This window comes from Hydrogenivirga okinawensis (assembly GCF_055385515.1).
On sequence record NZ_AP042386.1, the window covers coordinates 672883 to 688427 of the forward strand.

Consider the following 15545-nt stretch of genomic DNA (forward strand, 5'->3'; position numbering starts at 1 on the left):
ATAAAATAATCACTATTCTATGAGTATTGTCACAAAACCGAAAAGGTTTAAGACAAGTGTGTACCTACATCCCCCTTTCCCTGTTCAGCCTAACTTGACACACGAACCTCTCGTTTTCCTTAAGGTCTTCCCTTTCCATAGTATCCATTTCTCAAATCCCAGAGAGTATAGGCTCTCTATCCCTTCAAGGCCATGATATTGCAAGAGATACACTGCTCATATTCACCGCTTCTTAACGTCCTTAAACCTTAAACTCTCAGTTATTCAGGTCAAGTACCCTCACTTTGGGCACGTCTCCTTACCTCCTCGAGTCTATCCTCAAGGATCTTTACCGCCTCCTCAATGTCTTCCTTCTGGGAAGCTGCAAGCCTCGGGAAGTTAGTTATCTCTATCGTCTCAAGTATCGGCTTCTTGTCCCTGTCGTAGATTATTCCTATCCACACACCGTATATTCCCGTCTCCCTCCACTCGGCAGGTTGAGTTTTAGATTCGTAATATATTCTGACCTGACCCTCTCCGAGGGTATCGAGGATAGCTTCCCTGTCTTCAGGAGTTATGGGAACCTTGTTTATATAAATCGTATGGGTTTCCCCCTTCTCAAGGAGGTCTTTCAGGGCTTGAAGAATCTCGGAGAGTATAGGGACGGCGTTCATCAACATAGGAGCTCTCCAACCGCTCCGGTGTATTCAGCCCAGCTCTTTATACCCTCAAGCTTTTTTACTGCCTTTCCTTCCCTGACAACGAGAACCACCGGGGCAAAGAAGACACCGAACTCCTTTAACCTCTCCTTAGCATCACCAAGCTCAACTACGTAAAACTCAAGGTTAGGAAAGCTCCGGGCGAGCTCCGGGAAGACCACGTCAACGTCAAATATCTCCTTTATCTTCTCCCTGTCCTTCTCCGAGCGGACGTAGAGAACAAAGCTTCTTCTCTCCTTTATAAGCTCACTAAATTCCTCTTCCGACAGCCTTTTCAGTTCTTCAAGCCTCACCGAGAACCTCCCTTTCCTTTACCTCAACGCCCCACTCCCTCAGCTGTTCTAAGGCTCTCTCTATAAGCTCCGGTATCTTCTCCTCCACCTCTGGAGAGAGCTCCGTGCCGAGCTCAAGACTTTTGGGTTCGATTCCCATAACCACTATCTCAGGAATGGGCTTTTCCATAACCTCCATCAGAGCGAGAACCTCCTGAAAACCTATCTCGTGCATGGAGACTTTCCTTCTGAAGTAGGTCTTTACCTGCTCGCCTTTGAAAACGTAAAGGGTCCCGGGGGGCTTCCCTCCGGATACAGCGTCGAGAACGAGGAGCTTTCTCACCCCTTCAAGGTGGTAAAGGAGGTCTATGCCGAGCGTTCCTCCATCTATAAGCTGAACCTCTTCGGGGAAGTCGTAGAGCTCCTCCATCCTTTCTAAAGCTCTCACTCCGAGACCCTCGTCGCTCAGGAGCACGTTGCCTATTCCAAGAACCGCTATCATACGAGAACTACCGCAAGAGCGAGCAGAGCAACACCGGCGAGTTTAACCGACCTCTCTCTAAGAAGGCTACCTACAGCTATACCAGAAAGGTGGAGCATCGCCGTTGAGATAAGTAACCCGAGTATATAAAAAGCGGGGTTTGACATAGTCGGTGCTTCTAAGCCGTGAAGGTTCCCGTGAACCAAACCTGAAACTGCTATCAGAGGAAGGGCTACACTGAGACTTATCCTCTTTGATAGCAGGAGAAGACCCATCGCAACGATGGAGAGTAAAACTCCGATCTCACCACCGGGAACGGATACGTTTCCTAAGCCTAAGAGTGTCCCTGCAAGCATGGAGCTCAGGAAGAGCGAAACTGGAATGATAGCTTTCACGCCGAGTAGGTAAGCACCCCAGAGGCCGACGGCAACCGCAACGCTAAGGTGGTCAACTCCGCTCAGAGGGTGAAGGAACCCAGAAGAGAAAGGATCGCTCCCGTAATGAAGGTGTCCGGGATGGGCGAGTGCAGTTCCAAGGCTCACGAGTAGGAAAGGCACAAACTTTCTCATGGCAAAACCTCCTCACTTTACGTCGTCAAGATCTACAGGCTCCTTCTCAAAGACCTTATAACCGTTGAACATAGAAGAAAGCTCCCCGTTCTTCTTTATAGCCTCCTCCCTCACAACGAAGTAAACATGAAGCACAGCGAATATTATTATGAGCCAGGCGACCCAGTGGTGCCACATGTGGGTGGGAAACTCTCCTCCGAGGAGCCATATCATCCAACCGAACAGCCCAGCCCAGAAGCCGTCAGGGTCAGACATTCCGTACATGGCAAAGCCCGTAACTATCATGAAGAGTATGGCGAGGTAAACGAGGGGGTAAACCGTTCTCGCGCAAGCGTTCCTTATGTACTCATGTCCCTCATCGTCTCTCATCAGGAGAAGGTACTTCAGTGTTATCTCCTTAAGCCCTACCCAGTAATCCCTCCTCCAGACCGTAGGGAGGACAAGTCTGTCTCTCTTGCTGAAAAGGGCTATTACCAGCCTGAAGATGAAGCTCGCAAGGAGGACATAACCCGCTATGAAGTGGATCTTTCTAATAAGCCCCATGGTTAGCCCTTCCTCGTAAGCGTAGGTTGCCTCAACACCTGTGGGTCCCAGGAAAAAAGCTCTCCCTATGTAGAGTCCAGTCACGAAGAGGGTTATTATCGTGAGGAAGTTCACCCAGTGCCATATCCTGAGACCTGGACTGAAGATATAGATCTTCTTCGCTTCCCTCACATCCATAGCTCACCTCCCATCAGCAGGCGGGGAGTCCGCCCTGAACCTTGACCTCAACTATCTCGTTCCCCTCGGTATCGTAAAGGTGGGTCGAGCAGGCGAGGCAGGGGTCAAAGGAGTGAATGCCCTTCAGAACCTCTACGGGCTTTTCTGGAACCTTGACAACTGTATCCTTCATGCACTCCTCAAAGGCTCCCTGCTGTCCCATCGGATCTCTTGGGCTTCCGTTCCACGTTGTGGGTACAACACACTGGTAGTTATCTATCTTCCCGTCCTTGATTATCACCCAGTGTCCGAGGGCTCCTCTCGGAGCCTCCGTTATGCCCACACCCTTAGCCTCCTTGGGCCACCTCTCGGGCTCCCACCTGTCCATGTTGGCAACCGCCGTGTCTCCAGCCTTTATGTTGTCGTAGAGTTTTTTCAGGAAGTAGAGGTTCGCCGCAACGCCGACCTGAGCCTCAAGACCTCTCGCCGCCGTTCTTCCTACCGTGGTGGGAAGCCACACATGGGGAGGCAGTCCGAGAACCTTTGAAACGGTATCTATCTGATTGACTATCATCTCGTCCATCCAGCTCGGCTTTATATGTCCCTGCTTTACCGCTGTGTAGGTGATTATGTATCTCGCCAAGGGTCCTACCTCACAAGGCTTCCCTCTCCACCTTGGGGACTTGAGCCACGAATACTTACCCTGCTCGTCAAGATACTTCCAGTTAGTCTTCGTTCCCTCCTTCGGTCCTGTGTAGTTGGGCTCGGTTATCCCCTCCCAGGGATGGAGCCCCTTGCTTTCGTCAGGATACTTGTACCAGGAGTGGGCTACGAACTCCTGGATTACTTCAGGATCGGTGAAGTCCTTACCTACCATAGGATGGTATTTGGCTTTATCTACTCCTTTGGCGAAGTCTTCCACTACACCGTTGCAGTGGTAGAGGATCTTGTTATGGTAATCCCCTCCCTTTATGTCGTCGTAGGGCTCGTCGGGGAACTCTCCGTATCCGAGAACCCTCTTCTTGGCGAGTCCTCCACCGTAGGTCCAACCCTTCTGGACGTATATATGTCCTATTGCGAGGAGATCTACGAGGTAAAAGAGATTTATAGCTTCAGCCTGGGTGTATATGGCGTCCTCAACCACCGCGAGCTTCTCGGCGTTTATGGGCGCGTTCATGTCGTCCATTGATATGGAGCACATCATACCGCCTACTATGTAGTGGGGATGAGGATTCTTACCTCCAAAGACCACCTGAGGAATGAACATCTCCCTCTGGACGTCGAGCATATTGAGATAGTGGGCTACGGCCATGAGATGAACTTCCGGAGGGAGGAGCTTGTAGTCGGGATGGTCCCACCAGTGGGCGGCGAATATTCCCAGCTGTCCGCTCTCAACGAGCTTTTTGATCTTCTCCTGGAAGGCTCTGAAATAACCGGGTGTAGCTTTAGGAAACTTCCTTGGATAGGCTCTGTGTCCGAGAGGGTCTGGCATCAGCTCGGCTATACCTCCGTAAGTTTCGAGGAGCTTGTTCTGCAGGGCTGCAGTAGCAACAGGGTCAGCTTTTAGAGCTTCCACCGGAGACACCCAGTCTAAGGCGTGGAGGTGGTAGAAGTGAACCGTGTGGTCGTGCGCTTGAAGGGTTCCGTACATGATGTTTCTTATGTAGTTGGCGTTCTTAGGAATCTTTATTCCGAGGGCGTCCTCAACGCACCTGACCGAAGCGTAGGCGTGGATAGAGGTACAGACACCGCATATTCTCTGGGTGAAAGCCCAAGCATCCCTTGGGTCCCTGCCCTTGAGTATCAGCTCTATCCCTCTCCACATAGTTCCTGCCGAGACGGCGTCCTTGATCTTCCCTGTCTTCTCATCAACGATAAGCTCAAGCCTGAGATGCCCCTCTATCCTCGTTACAGGATCAATTACAACTCTCTTCATAGCTCAAACCTCCTTACTCCTTCTTCCCTGAGTTCCTTATCTTGGAAGCGATGCCGTGAACTATAGCACCACCGACTGCAGCGGCGGCAACGGCGGCTCCAACCTTATCGGCGTCAGCTTCCTGCTTGGGAACGGGTATGTTGGTAAGCCTCTGGTAGAAGGGTCCGTTGTCCCAGAAGTCCTTTTCCGAACAGCCGATACATCCGTGACCCGCCTGTATGGGGTAGGAGAGTCCGTTGTACCACCTGATACTCCCACACTGGTTGTAGGTCGTTGGTCCTCTGCATCCGACCTTGTAGAGACACCAGCCTTTCTTTGCGTTCTCGTCGTCAAACCTCTCGACAAACTGTCCGGCGTTGAAGAAGGCTCTTCTGTAGCAGGTGTCGTGTATCCTGTTGCCGTAGAACATCTTGGGTCTTCCATCCCTTGTGAGAGGAGGTATCCTGTCGAAGAGAACCATGTACATGATCACACCCGTCATCACCTCCGCTATGGGAGGACAGCCGGGAACCTTTATGATCGGCTTGTTCGTTATAACCTTATCGATAGAGACGGCTGTGGTTGGATTCGGTTTCGCAGCCTGGACGCACCCCCAGGATGCACAGGTGCCCCACGCTATAACCGCCTTGGCACCCTCGGCAGATTCCTTAAGGTGTTCGAGGAAGGGCTTTCCGGCGACTATGCAGTACATTCCGTCCTCACCGAGGGGCGGATTTCCCTCGACGGCGAGTATGTAGTTTCCCCAGTACTCTTTGATTATCTTCTTCCTGTGCTCTTCAAGAGCCTCTCCCGCCGCCGCAGACAGGGTATCGTCGTACTCGAGAGAGATCATGGAAAGGACTACGTCGGAGGCTAAAGGCGTTGCCGACCTTATAAAGGATTCGGAACAGCAGGTGCACTCAAGGCCGTGTATCCATATAACGGGAACCCTCGGTTTTGTTTCCATAGCTCGAACGACTTGGGGAACCATGGAAGGAGCGAGCCCCATCATACCTGTTACCGTGACGGCGAACTTCAGAAAGTCCCTTCGGCTCACCCCGTGCCGCCTAAAGGTCTCCCAGAAGGTCTCCATACCTCACCTCCTTAATGAATACTCATTCAATTATATGATTTTACTCAAAATTTCCCTGTCAAGAAAGAAGTTTTTAGGGGATTTATAAGGATCTCTTATAGAACTTCCGTCCTGTTCTTTCCTCTCTCCTTCGCGAGATACATAGCCCTATCGACCCTGTTTATCAGGGTTTCCAGTGTTTCCCCTACCTTTAAGCCCGTGACCCCGGCACTCACCGTTATCTTACCTACCCTCAAATCGAGATCTTCTATGTTCCTCCTTATCCTCTCGGCGACTAGTCTCGCTTTCATAGGAGTCGTTTCGGGAAGAATGATCAAGAACTCCTCTCCTCCCAGCCTGCCCAGGCAATCGGTCTTCCGGAGGTTCTCGCTTATCACCCTCGCCACTTCCCTTAGGACTCTGTCGCCCGTTTGATGTCCAAAAGTGTCGTTGAGCTCTTTGAAGTCGTCTATATCTACGAGTATCACAGATAGGGGATTTCCATACCTTTTCGACCTCTCTATCTCGCTTTTCAAGATCTCCTCTATCTTCCTTCTGTTATAAACACCTGTGAGAGTATCTATCTCGGCTAAGAACTTGAGTTCCCTTATAAGACCTTCTACGTACCCGTCGAGATGGAGTTCAATGAAGAGATCCTCGTCAAGTTTGCCGGCAACGAGTATATGGAGCCTGTTGTTCTTGTGTTCGTGATAGGCGTAGGGCTCCTCCCTGTTCTGGAGTTTCTTTACTGGACAAGCATCTTTCCCGAAAACCTCCCAGCAGGGACGGTCTATACCGTGGGTAAGCTCGTAACACTTGTTTTTTAATAGGTTGGCTTTGAACTTTTCGAGGGCTTTCTCATTAATAACCAGAACATCGTAGTCGGAATTAACTACGAGAGCGGGAAAGGGAAGACTGTTCACGTACTTTATCACCCCCTCCTCTTTCACCTTTTCCAACACGCTCATAGCGCCCTTCCTAACCCTTTCCCGGAAAATATTAAACGATCGTTCGGTACGACACAATTAATCGGTCCTTATAACTAAAATAAAAAAGCTTTATACTTTCAAGGCGTTCCATATATTCTCCGCTATCGGTTCAACGTATTCCATCAGGGGTTTTTCCAGGACACCCTCTCCGTGAAGGAAAACTATACCTCCCATGGGACCCATTACCGTCACGAAGGCGGAGAAAAAGTCCTGATTCCTCAGTTCTCCCCTCTCCACTCCGTTCGAGAGAAGTATCATAACCTCCGTCACCACCTCCCCAACGCAGGCGAAGCCTTCGCATCCCTCTTTAAAGACCTCCCTGTTGGAGAGAAAGACTCTGAGGAAGTAATCTATAAGCTCAGGTTCTTTAAGGGATATCTCGAAGAAGCTCCTGACCAGCTCCCTTATCTTCTCCCTCGTCGGGATGTCTTTCTCGTTTATGCTTCTCAGCCTTTCCGCAACCCATCGGGATACCGTGAGCATCACCTCCTTGGCGAGCTCCTCTTTAGACTCAAAGTAGTTGTACAGATTCCCGACGCTCATGCCGAGTTCTCTTGCTATGTCGGGCATAGTGGTGTTGTAGTAACCCCTCTCGGCAAAGAGTCTGCAGGCTGTCCTTATTATCTGGAGCCTCTTCTCCTCTTTAAGCTTTTCTTTCAGACTCCTTTTTGCTGCCATTAACCTACCCTCAACCTCTTCTTAGACCTTATGAAGTCGAGCCAGAGGTCAAAACCCTCTCCTGTCTTTGAGGAGATCTTTATTATATCGAGCCTCGGATTGACCCTCTTAGCGGAGGCTACTGCCCTCTCTACATCAAAGTCCATGTAAGGCAGGAGGTCTATCTTAGTTACGAGCATAAGCTCCGCACTCCTGAACATAACTGGATACTTCTCCGGCTTGTCGTCTCCTTCTGTGGTGGATAGGAGAACAACGTTAACGTGTGCTCCAACGTCGTAGGATGCCGGACATACAAGGTTTCCCACGTTCTCTATAAAGACCACGTCCAGTTCTTCAAGGGGGAGGTGATGAATCCCTTCATGAACCATGAAGGCATCGAGATGGCAGGCCTGACCGGTGGTTATCTGGTAGGCTGGAGATCCCTTGGATCTTATCCTCTCGGCATCTCTGTTTGTCTCAAGGTCTCCCTCTATCACTCCTATCTTCAGCTCATCCTTTAAAAGCTCTATTGTCCTCTCAAGGAGTGTCGTCTTCCCTGCCCCAGGGGAGCTCATGAGGTTTATAGCCAAAATGCCGTGCTCTTCGAAGTGTTTTCTGTTTGACTCAGCCTGTCTATCGTTGGCATCAAGGATCTTCTTCAGAACCTCAACGGTCTTTTTATCACCGAGCTCCGGATTGTGGTGATGGTGCTCGTGATCATGTTCATGCCTGTGATTATGATCTGTTATGGAACATCCGCAATCCTTGCACATGACTTAGCCTCCTGAATGCTTGTTCACTCAAATAATATAAGCCTTACTCTCTTAACGGGCAAAGGAGCTGCCCCAAACTTATCCCCCCATCGTTAGGAGGAACCCTCTGGTGAGTGTAGACCTTAAAACCACTTTTCTCCAAGAGTTCCTTTATCCTAAAAACGAGGGGATCGTTCTGCATGACCCCTCCCGAAAGACAGACCCTTTCCTCTCCCACTTCGTGAGCCACGTCCAGAGCTATCTGGGCTAAGGTGTTTATGAACTTAGAGGCAGCAATTCTCCTGTCTCTCTCCTCAAGTAGGGAGAAGAACATAGGAGCCCAATTGATCTGATCCCCTTCGATCTCGTAGGGGAAGCTATCCTTAATCCCCGGATCGTAAAGGTCTTCGATCATCATCGCAGCCTGACCCTCGTAGCTCAGAACCTGCCTTATACCAAGGAGAGAGGCAACGCCGTCGAAGAGCCTTCCTACCGAAGAGGAGTAAGGCGAGTTTATACCCCTTTCCCACATCCTGTAGAGGTTGAGAACCTCTCTTTCCGAAAAGTCTCCTATTTTTTCCAGTGCTATATCTATACCCCCCTTTCCGAAAAGTTCAAAAAATATCGAGAGCGCTACTCTCCTTGGTTCCTTTACAGCCTTCTCCCCGCCTATGAGTCTGAAAGGTCTGAAGTAGAAAGCCCTTTCGTAACCTTCGTAATCGCAGACAAGGAACTCGCCTCCCCACAGCGTTCCATCCTCTCCGTATCCCGTCCCGTCCCACGCTATACCAAGAACCTTACCCTCTATCCCGTTCTCGGCCATACAGGAGAGTATATGGGCATAGTGGTGCTGGATCTTGAGAAGGGGTATCCCATTCCTCTGGGAAAACTCCTCAGCCCACCTTGTAGTTTCATACCTCGGATGGAGGTCGCAGACTATAACCTCTGGCTCAAACTCGTAAAGCTCCATGAGGTCAAAGACCGCCTCCTCGAAAGCTTCTAAGGTCGTGAGGTTCTCCACGTCCCCTACGTGCTGGCTCAGGATCGCCCTGTCTTCCATTCCGAGGGCGAAGGTGTTCTTGAGCATTCCCCCGACCGCCAAGACTCTTTTGGGTAATCTGAAGGGAAGTCTGACAGGCAAAGGAGAGTAGCCCCTCGACCTTCTTATCGGTGTTGGAACACCGCCTATAACCTTTACCACCGAGTCGTCGCACCTCCTCCTTATCTCCCTGTTGTGCAGGAGTATGAGATCAGCAAATTCGGAAAGCTTCTCAAGAGCCTCATCGTTGTCCTTTACTATGGGCTCGTCCGAGAGGTTCCCGGAGGTCGCCACAACGGGAAAGTCGAGCTCTCTGAGGATTATGTGGTGTAGAGGAGAGTAAGGGAGGAACGCTCCTATCCTTTCGAGCCCCGGAGCTACCGAGGGAGCCAGATCCTTTCTCCTCCTTATCAGGACTATCGGTCTTTCGGGAGAGAGGAGGAGCCCCTTTTCGAGCTCGGTCGGCTCCGCATACTCCTCAACCTGCTTTAAATCCCTGAACATAACCGCAAAGGGCTTTTCCTGTCTTCTCTTCCTCTCCCTAAGCGTCCTCACACTTCCTTCCTTTCGGGCATCGCATATAAGGTGAAACCCTCCCACACCTTTCACGGCGACTATCTTCCCCTCCCTTATGGCTTCCAGAAGTAGCTCTACAGCTTTCTCCCTCTCCGCTATCAGGTTCCCGTTCCCTTCGTAGAGGCTCACCCAGGGACCGCAGACAGGGCAGGCGTTGGGCTGGGCGTGGAATCTCCTGTTCAGAGGATCTTCGTACTCCCTCCTGCAATCAGGACACATCTCAAAGACCTTCATGGTGGTGTTAGGTCTGTCGTAGGGGAGTCTCTCTATTATCGTGAACCTCGGTCCGCAGTTGGTACAGTTTATGAAGGGGTAAAGGTAGCGCCTATCTTTAGGATCGAAGAGTTCTTTCAGGCAATCTTCGCAGGTAGCTATGTCGGGAAGGATAAGGACCTCCTTCTTTCCCTCTCCTTTGCTCTCCCTGATCTCAAAATCCGTATAGCCGGCAGGCTCCGTGAACTCGATCTCCTGAGAGTATATCCTTGCCAGAGGCGGCTTTTCCTCGTTGAGTCTTTTCAAAAAAGTATCGAGGAGCTCCTTCTTTCCCTCCACCTCTATCTCAACACCGAAGGAGTCGTTCAGGACGTAGCCTTTTAGTCCGAGCTCCTTAGCTATCCTGTAGACGAAGGGTCGGAAGCCGACTCCTTGAACGGTGCCGTTAAGCCTTATTCTGAGTTTCTTCATCACATTCCATCTCTAAGCTCTCGAGGAGCATATCCTGACCACCTGTTATTTCTGTATTCAAAGAGCCACAGATTGAGCAGATAGCGTTGATCTCTTCCTTTTCGCTTTCACCTCCGCAGTCGAGACATCTTATCCTGAGCTTCTCTACACTCATAACCAGCTCAGCTTCATGAGCCACCGTCCCTTCCTTGAAGGTGTCGAAGGCTAACCTTAGAAGGTGCGGCTCTATACCGGAAAGAACACCTATTCGGACAATCACCCTGGTGACAGAGCTCGCCGAGTTCTCCTTTGCGTAGTCCTCGATCAGAGCGAGAAGGCTTTGGACGACTGAAAACTCGTGCATACAACTTTAATTATATTCCTCGAGGCATCTCCTTATCAGATCCCCCTTTCTCATCCTTATGGCTTCAGGACCTATCAGGAACATACCGAAGGTTCGAAGTATCCTCTCGTCCATGAGATACCCCCCTCTGTTTCCCTCGAGCCTCCTGACTACATGAGTGATCTCCCTCTCAACCCTCCGATCCGCCTTTCCGTACCTGTCCCTCACGAGGATATCTCTCAACCTTTCCTTAAGATCCCCTATACTTTCCCTCAGATAGCTCAGGAACCCCTCCGTTCTCCCCCCGAGCCCTGGCGGTTTTAGACCCTCCTCATGCAAAAGCCTCTTGAGGAGGTTCGCCCTTATGTGACCTATCCCCTTTATTCCCCCGAGGGCTGAAAACTCCTCAGTAAGACCGTACTTGACCGAGTGAGCTATCCTCAGTATCTCCTCGTTACTCCAGCTTATGTCTCCGAAGCTCCTTATATCGAGGAGGATCCTTATCAGATGCAGAGCATCGGTTCCTAAGTAGGAAAACTCCCCTGGAGGGTTCTGGAGGTTTGGATACTTGAAGGTCAAACCTTCTATATAGAAGAGGAACTGGTGGGTGTTGTCGGAAAAGCATTCACCTCCGCAGGTGGCGAGCTTGCTCCTGATGTAGAACTCGTCCTCGGGAAAACTCTCTCCTCTCTTTACGAACTCGAAGAGCCCGTCGAACCTCTTTACGAACAGCAACGGTCTTATCACAACCACTTTCTCAAGTCCGAGGAGTTTTCTCCTTAAGAACTCTTCGTAATTTATAGGCGACATCCCCGAGCGTATGCAGAAGAGCGCCTTATCGCTCAGCCTGTTCTTCTCTATGTATCCCGTATCTTCGAGCCACTCGTAGACGTCCTCTATTACTGGATCGCTGGAAAACTCTTTAAGGGAAAAGGTTCTTTTTAGAAATCTGCGAAAGTTCTTCCCTTCATAGAGAAATCCGATAAGTATGAAGAGGCTGAGGATCTTCTCCAATTCCTCGCTGAGTTCCCCTTCCCTGATTCTCTCCTTAAGGTAGGGAGCGAACTCACCCTCGAGACTCTTCTTTATCTCCTCCTCAACGGTTCTGGTCCTTGCACCGTAGGGAAGTATATAGGAGTAGCCCTTATCCTTTATACCAAGTCTTCCCGCTCTACCCTCCATCTGGAGTATATCGAGCTGTGAGGGGAAGACCTTAACCTTTCCTTCCCTTCTGTCGTAGAAAGCTCTGACACCTATCATTACCACGTCCGCGGGAAGGTTCACACCGTAGGCTAAGGTGTGGGTCGCAACGAGGGCGGGGAGTTTCCCTTCTCTGAAGGCTTTCTCTATATCTTCTCTTTCTTCCTTGGGTATGTCGGCGTTGTGGAAGGCGATCTCAACCTCCTCCCGCTCCTCTTTCTCGAAGGGTGTTGTCTCGTTCATTATCCCTATCTTCTCCAAGTTCGCTATCTCTAAGATCTTCCATCCCACGTTCTTCTTGTGAACGAAGAGTATGACCTGATCGTCCGGCTTCTTAAGCTCATATAGGGCGCTCAGGAGCTTTGCCGCGAGCCTCTCGTCCTGATCCTTAGCCTTGACGAATTCCCTGAACTCGGTCAGAGGAATTATCTTCCGCTCGAGGGGAACCGGTCTCCACAGGGACTCTATAAAGAGATCCGCCTTTATCCACTTGGCGAGCTCTACGCTACCCGGTAAAGTTGCTGAAAGACCAAGCATCTCCGTCCCGCTCTCGAGAAGGTAGGTTATTATCTCCTCGAGGACCCAGCCTCTTGAACTCATAAGATGGTGTATCTCGTCTATGACCACGCACTCAGCCTCTGTAGCCCACGGAAGCTTGTTTCTTAGAGCCAAGGCGAGGTTTTCGTAGGTCGCCACCACCACGTCTGACTGAACACCTTTGTAAAGCTCGATTATGTCGCCCGTTCTGACATCTATCTTCCTACCAAACAGTTTCCTCAGCTCGATCACCTTCTCGTAAACGAGGGCTTTTGTGGGAGCGGTGTATATCTTCCTTCCCTTCTTGTCCTTCATAAACATAAAGGCTATGAGGCTCTTCCCCGCCGAGGTAGGAGCGGTAACGAGAGCGTTTCCCTTTTTGTATTTTCTAAAGAACAGAGTTTGTAGTGGATTAAGCAACGGGTAAGAAACCCTTTCACCGATAATAGAGCCTTCTACCAGATCCTCTTTCTTCGGTCTGCCCGCTGGTGTTTTATACACGAGCTTACCACTTACGTCTTTTAAATCGAAGCTCGAAGTTGGGAGCACTATGTAATGTTTCATTTCATCTCAAAACTATTGTAAAAATCTTTTACAGGTATTAAATTTTAGATAGCCCCGCGGGGCAAAAACTAAGTGGGAGGTGTCTATCATGAGAGACCTGTACTTAGCTCTCTCAGAGAGCAGAAGGCTCAATCGGCAGAAGGGTTTTACCCTGATCGAGCTACTCGTCGTCATAGCCATCATAGCCATCTTGGCAGCTATAGCTATCCCAGCCTACAACCAGTATCGGGAAAACGCTTACAGGAAAGCAGCTGTCGCGAATGCAAGACAGTGTTTAACAGCCGTAGCAGCATACTTAGCTGAAGACCCGAGTAACGATCCGACGCAAGCCTCGGTCCCATCTGGATGTACTGTTAACAGCGCACAAGAATGTCAGTGTACGGTTAACAACTTTTCTGCAACGTGTACAGTTGACGCAACCGGAGCGGTAACGTGTACTGAAGGCTAATAGACGTGGCTCCAAAGTATCCTGCTGGGGGGCACACTGCCCCCCTCTATTCCAAAGGTTTCACGCTCATAGAGGTTCTGGTAACTATAGCCATAATTGTCGTGTTAGCCATAATTGCTATAGTCCCCTACTACAGGTATGTGGATAATGCCAAGCGAGGCAAGGCCTTGGCCGATGCAAGGTCGTGTATTGCCAATGTGGCAGCACAGATAGCACAGAATCCTACTCTTAACCTCTCTGAGATACAGGTACCCTCTAACTGCACGTTGAATTCGACAGGGTCATGTACATGCACTTACGAGGGTTATAGTGCAACCTGTGAATCGGCAAACAACAGCATTACCTGCTCCATAGATCAGTAAGCTGTCAATCTCGTTTGAACCATCTGAGGAAAAGGAAGCAGTGGGTCCTGTATGCACCATACACGGCGGAAGAACCAGAACCTCTCACTCAACGAATCAATAATATCTTTTCTGAAATCAAGCCTGAAGTTAGAGCTTGTGATCCTTATCCTTATAGTCCTATTCTGAGGGAAGTTTCTAACAAGAAATCCTCTAAAGCTCTGATTCGGACTCCACCCGGTCCAGAGCAAGTAAGTTATATCCTGTCCAACAAAGGCACCCCATATATATGCCGTTCCTCGCGTGTATCTGAAATGTAGGGTAGAGTTGTTAGAAATTATTAAAGAAGGACGGGCGCTACCATCGCTATCCCTTCCCGCATTGAAGTAGCTATAATAGGAGTATACGCCGCAGTACCCGGTGTCTATATAGTAGCACGCATCAAGGGAGGAAGTATCGGAGTCTCTCGAACAGCTCGGACAGGCGTATGCGTACACGTACATGAGACTGTCGAGCAGGTAGTACCTTCCATAACCATCCCCATCTGTGTTTGTCCATACACCTTTGGCTATTATCACAGAGTTTTCAATGTAAACGTTATCTCTCAGAAGAAGCCTATGCCTCGAGCTTGGATTGTCTATGTTCGCCGCATTAGAAGGTCCTATAATTATCGTTCCATTGTCTATGGTGGTGTAAGAGGTTGAATTCACGGTTTTTACGTAACCCCTTGATACTATGCGAAAGTCGCGAAGGGATCCGTAGAGATATACACCCCTCACGGAGTTAGGATTGTTGTAATAAAGATTGAAGTTGGAAACGTTTCCCATATATATCCTCGCCCCGTTAAAGTATATATTCACGGGTAAGCCTGACCTATTACCGGTTATTACAACATCCTCTCCATTTACCTGTATATCAGAACAATCAAGGTAGTCGGTTGAAAGATTTACCGTAGCACCGCTCCCGTTCACACTGCAAGATGGAGGTATGTTAGGATTAGGTATGTTCACTACAGGTATACCGTTAGCATCGAAGGTAAAGTCCTGATTGTTATTGGTGGGGTTCACTCCGTACTCTCTTTCTATAATCTGTAGCAAACCTACATCGCACTGAGGGTCCGTTACGGTGTTAAAGCAGTTCACGTTAAAGAACAGAGGGATAAGATCGGTGAACCTGACCGAGGATAAAACGGCTGGGTCTCCATACAGTCCACTGCTAAATCCATCATCGGCATCACATGACTCCTCTGGAACGGTAGTTACTACGTTACCGGATGCTATAAAGGCGGGAACAAAACAGGTCGGTCTGGTAGTGGTGTCGCATCCCGAAAGTCTGGCAGATCCACCGAGTTCAGCGTCCACACTTCCTCTAACCGTATACAGACCTACACCGTAGTAGCTTTGTATTATCGCCGTTTTTACAACACGGGCGGGACCCATAGTGCCTTCCGATCTTATAAAACAGATCCTACCTTGCCTTACTACGGTCACGGAGTAATTGGCATTTCCTGCCGTTCCGTTGTAAGTTTCCCGCACATCGCAAGAGCCCCTTTGAGCTATGCTATCCACCGCCGTTAGTAGCCCGATCTCGGCAGCTTTACTGGCATGACTGTATCTTATATCCGCCCTCGTAGTATGGTAACTTACCATGGAGGTGTACATTGCTGCTCCGCCAAGAACAGACAGAACCAGAGAAATAACCAAAGTAGATATAAGGGAGAAACCGTTCAT

16 protein-coding genes are annotated in these 15545 nt (G+C 49.7%); 2 read left to right on the forward strand and 14 right to left on the reverse strand.

Features of this window, described 5'->3' with window-relative positions:
- Positions 1–269 precede the first annotated feature (269 nt).
- The 13 genes from ACZ483_RS03955 to ACZ483_RS04015 all read right to left on the reverse strand — a co-directional run bounded on the left by ACZ483_RS03955 (position 270) and on the right by ACZ483_RS04015 (position 13026).
- Positions 270–659, reverse strand: coding sequence for a hydrogenase expression/formation protein (locus ACZ483_RS03955; protein WP_464324874.1), 390 nt, complete (start codon positions 657–659; stop codon positions 270–272).
- Positions 653–991 (reverse strand): thioredoxin domain-containing protein, encoded by a 339-nt coding sequence (locus ACZ483_RS03960; RefSeq protein ID WP_464324875.1) that lies wholly within the window; start codon positions 989–991, stop codon positions 653–655. The genes ACZ483_RS03955 and ACZ483_RS03960 overlap by 7 nt, the downstream gene beginning before the upstream one ends.
- Positions 981–1472, reverse strand: a complete 492-nt coding sequence (locus tag ACZ483_RS03965; RefSeq protein WP_464324876.1) for a HyaD/HybD family hydrogenase maturation endopeptidase — start codon at positions 1470–1472, stop codon at positions 981–983. Before ACZ483_RS03965 ends, ACZ483_RS03960 begins: the two co-directional genes overlap by 11 nt.
- Positions 1469–2020 (reverse strand): HupE/UreJ family protein, encoded by a 552-nt coding sequence (locus ACZ483_RS03970; RefSeq protein WP_464324877.1) that lies wholly within the window; start codon positions 2018–2020, stop codon positions 1469–1471. The genes ACZ483_RS03965 and ACZ483_RS03970 overlap by 4 nt, the downstream gene beginning before the upstream one ends.
- A 12-nt stretch (positions 2021–2032) precedes the next feature.
- A complete protein-coding gene (cybH, locus tag ACZ483_RS03975) occupies positions 2033–2740 on the reverse strand; it encodes a Ni/Fe-hydrogenase, b-type cytochrome subunit (RefSeq protein WP_464324878.1) in 708 nt (235 codons plus the stop codon).
- 13 nt (positions 2741–2753) lie between these two features.
- On the reverse strand, positions 2754–4655 hold the full coding sequence (locus ACZ483_RS03980; protein ID WP_464324879.1) for a nickel-dependent hydrogenase large subunit: 1902 nt from the start codon (positions 4653–4655) through the stop codon (positions 2754–2756).
- A gap of 13 nt (positions 4656–4668) precedes the next feature.
- Entirely contained in the window at positions 4669–5727 is a 1059-nt protein-coding gene (locus ACZ483_RS03985; RefSeq protein WP_464324880.1) for a hydrogenase small subunit, read from the reverse strand.
- Between the two features lie 95 nt (positions 5728–5822).
- On the reverse strand, positions 5823–6674 hold the full coding sequence (locus ACZ483_RS03990) for a GGDEF domain-containing protein (protein ID WP_464324881.1): 852 nt from the start codon (positions 6672–6674) through the stop codon (positions 5823–5825).
- A 90-nt stretch (positions 6675–6764) separates the two neighbouring features.
- Positions 6765–7373 carry a TetR/AcrR family transcriptional regulator gene (locus ACZ483_RS03995; RefSeq protein ID WP_464324882.1) on the reverse strand — a complete coding sequence of 203 codons (609 nt, stop codon included), beginning with the start codon at positions 7371–7373 and terminating at the stop codon, positions 6765–6767.
- A complete protein-coding gene (gene hypB, locus ACZ483_RS04000) occupies positions 7373–8125 on the reverse strand; it encodes a hydrogenase nickel incorporation protein HypB (RefSeq protein ID WP_464324883.1) in 753 nt (250 codons plus the stop codon). Before hypB ends, ACZ483_RS03995 begins: the two co-directional genes overlap by 1 nt.
- A 43-nt stretch (positions 8126–8168) precedes the next feature.
- Complete coding sequence (hypF, locus tag ACZ483_RS04005; protein ID WP_464324884.1) at positions 8169–10403, reverse strand: carbamoyltransferase HypF; 2235 nt, start codon at positions 10401–10403, stop codon at positions 8169–8171.
- Positions 10378–10746: a hydrogenase maturation nickel metallochaperone HypA gene (gene hypA, locus ACZ483_RS04010; protein WP_464324885.1), complete on the reverse strand. Its 369-nt coding sequence runs from the start codon at positions 10744–10746 to the stop codon at positions 10378–10380. Before hypA ends, hypF begins: the two co-directional genes overlap by 26 nt.
- Before the next feature lie 6 nt (positions 10747–10752).
- Entirely contained in the window at positions 10753–13026 is a 2274-nt protein-coding gene (locus ACZ483_RS04015; protein ID WP_464324886.1) for a DEAD/DEAH box helicase, read from the reverse strand.
- An 88-nt stretch (positions 13027–13114) separates the two neighbouring features.
- On the opposite strand from ACZ483_RS04015, the gene ACZ483_RS04020 reads away from it, so the two are divergent.
- Together ACZ483_RS04020 and ACZ483_RS04025 are read left to right on the forward strand one after the other, a co-directional pair.
- Positions 13115–13474 (forward strand): prepilin-type N-terminal cleavage/methylation domain-containing protein, encoded by a 360-nt coding sequence (locus ACZ483_RS04020; RefSeq protein WP_464324887.1) that lies wholly within the window; start codon positions 13115–13117, stop codon positions 13472–13474.
- A 5-nt stretch (positions 13475–13479) separates the two neighbouring features.
- The gene (locus tag ACZ483_RS04025) at positions 13480–13836 is read left to right on the forward strand and encodes a prepilin-type N-terminal cleavage/methylation domain-containing protein (RefSeq protein WP_464324888.1); all 357 of its coding nucleotides are present in this window, start codon (positions 13480–13482) and stop codon (positions 13834–13836) included.
- Here the strand turns inward: ACZ483_RS04025 and ACZ483_RS04030 are convergent.
- Positions 13830–15545 carry a pilus assembly PilX N-terminal domain-containing protein gene (locus ACZ483_RS04030; RefSeq protein WP_464324889.1) on the reverse strand — a complete coding sequence of 572 codons (1716 nt, stop codon included), beginning with the start codon at positions 15543–15545 and terminating at the stop codon, positions 13830–13832. The genes ACZ483_RS04025 and ACZ483_RS04030 overlap by 7 nt on opposite strands.

Bases quoted from the DNA above. Each gene is read 5' to 3' on its own strand.
- ACZ483_RS03955 (WP_464324874.1), bottom strand. From the start codon at position 659: ATGTTGATGAACGCCGTCCCTATACTCTCCGAGATTCTTCAAGCCCTG.
- ACZ483_RS03965 (WP_464324876.1), bottom strand. From the start codon at position 1,472: ATGATAGCGGTTCTTGGAATAGGCAACGTGCTCCTGAGCGACGAGGGT.
- ACZ483_RS03970 (WP_464324877.1), bottom strand. From the start codon at position 2,020: ATGAGAAAGTTTGTGCCTTTCCTACTCGTGAGCCTTGGAACTGCACTC.
- cybH (WP_464324878.1), bottom strand. From the start codon at position 2,740: ATGGATGTGAGGGAAGCGAAGAAGATCTATATCTTCAGTCCAGGTCTC.
- ACZ483_RS03980 (WP_464324879.1), bottom strand. From the start codon at position 4,655: ATGAAGAGAGTTGTAATTGATCCTGTAACGAGGATAGAGGGGCATCTC.
- ACZ483_RS03985 (WP_464324880.1), bottom strand. From the start codon at position 5,727: ATGGAGACCTTCTGGGAGACCTTTAGGCGGCACGGGGTGAGCCGAAGG.
- ACZ483_RS03990 (WP_464324881.1), bottom strand. From the start codon at position 6,674: ATGAGCGTGTTGGAAAAGGTGAAAGAGGAGGGGGTGATAAAGTACGTG.
- ACZ483_RS03995 (WP_464324882.1), bottom strand. From the start codon at position 7,373: ATGGCAGCAAAAAGGAGTCTGAAAGAAAAGCTTAAAGAGGAGAAGAGG.
- hypB (WP_464324883.1), bottom strand. From the start codon at position 8,125: ATGTGCAAGGATTGCGGATGTTCCATAACAGATCATAATCACAGGCAT.
- hypF (WP_464324884.1), bottom strand. From the start codon at position 10,403: ATGAAGAAACTCAGAATAAGGCTTAACGGCACCGTTCAAGGAGTCGGC.
- hypA (WP_464324885.1), bottom strand. From the start codon at position 10,746: ATGCACGAGTTTTCAGTCGTCCAAAGCCTTCTCGCTCTGATCGAGGAC.
- ACZ483_RS04015 (WP_464324886.1), bottom strand. From the start codon at position 13,026: ATGAAACATTACATAGTGCTCCCAACTTCGAGCTTCGATTTAAAAGAC.
- ACZ483_RS04020 (WP_464324887.1), top strand. From the start codon at position 13,115: ATGAGAGACCTGTACTTAGCTCTCTCAGAGAGCAGAAGGCTCAATCGG.
- ACZ483_RS04030 (WP_464324889.1), bottom strand. From the start codon at position 15,545: ATGAACGGTTTCTCCCTTATATCTACTTTGGTTATTTCTCTGGTTCTG.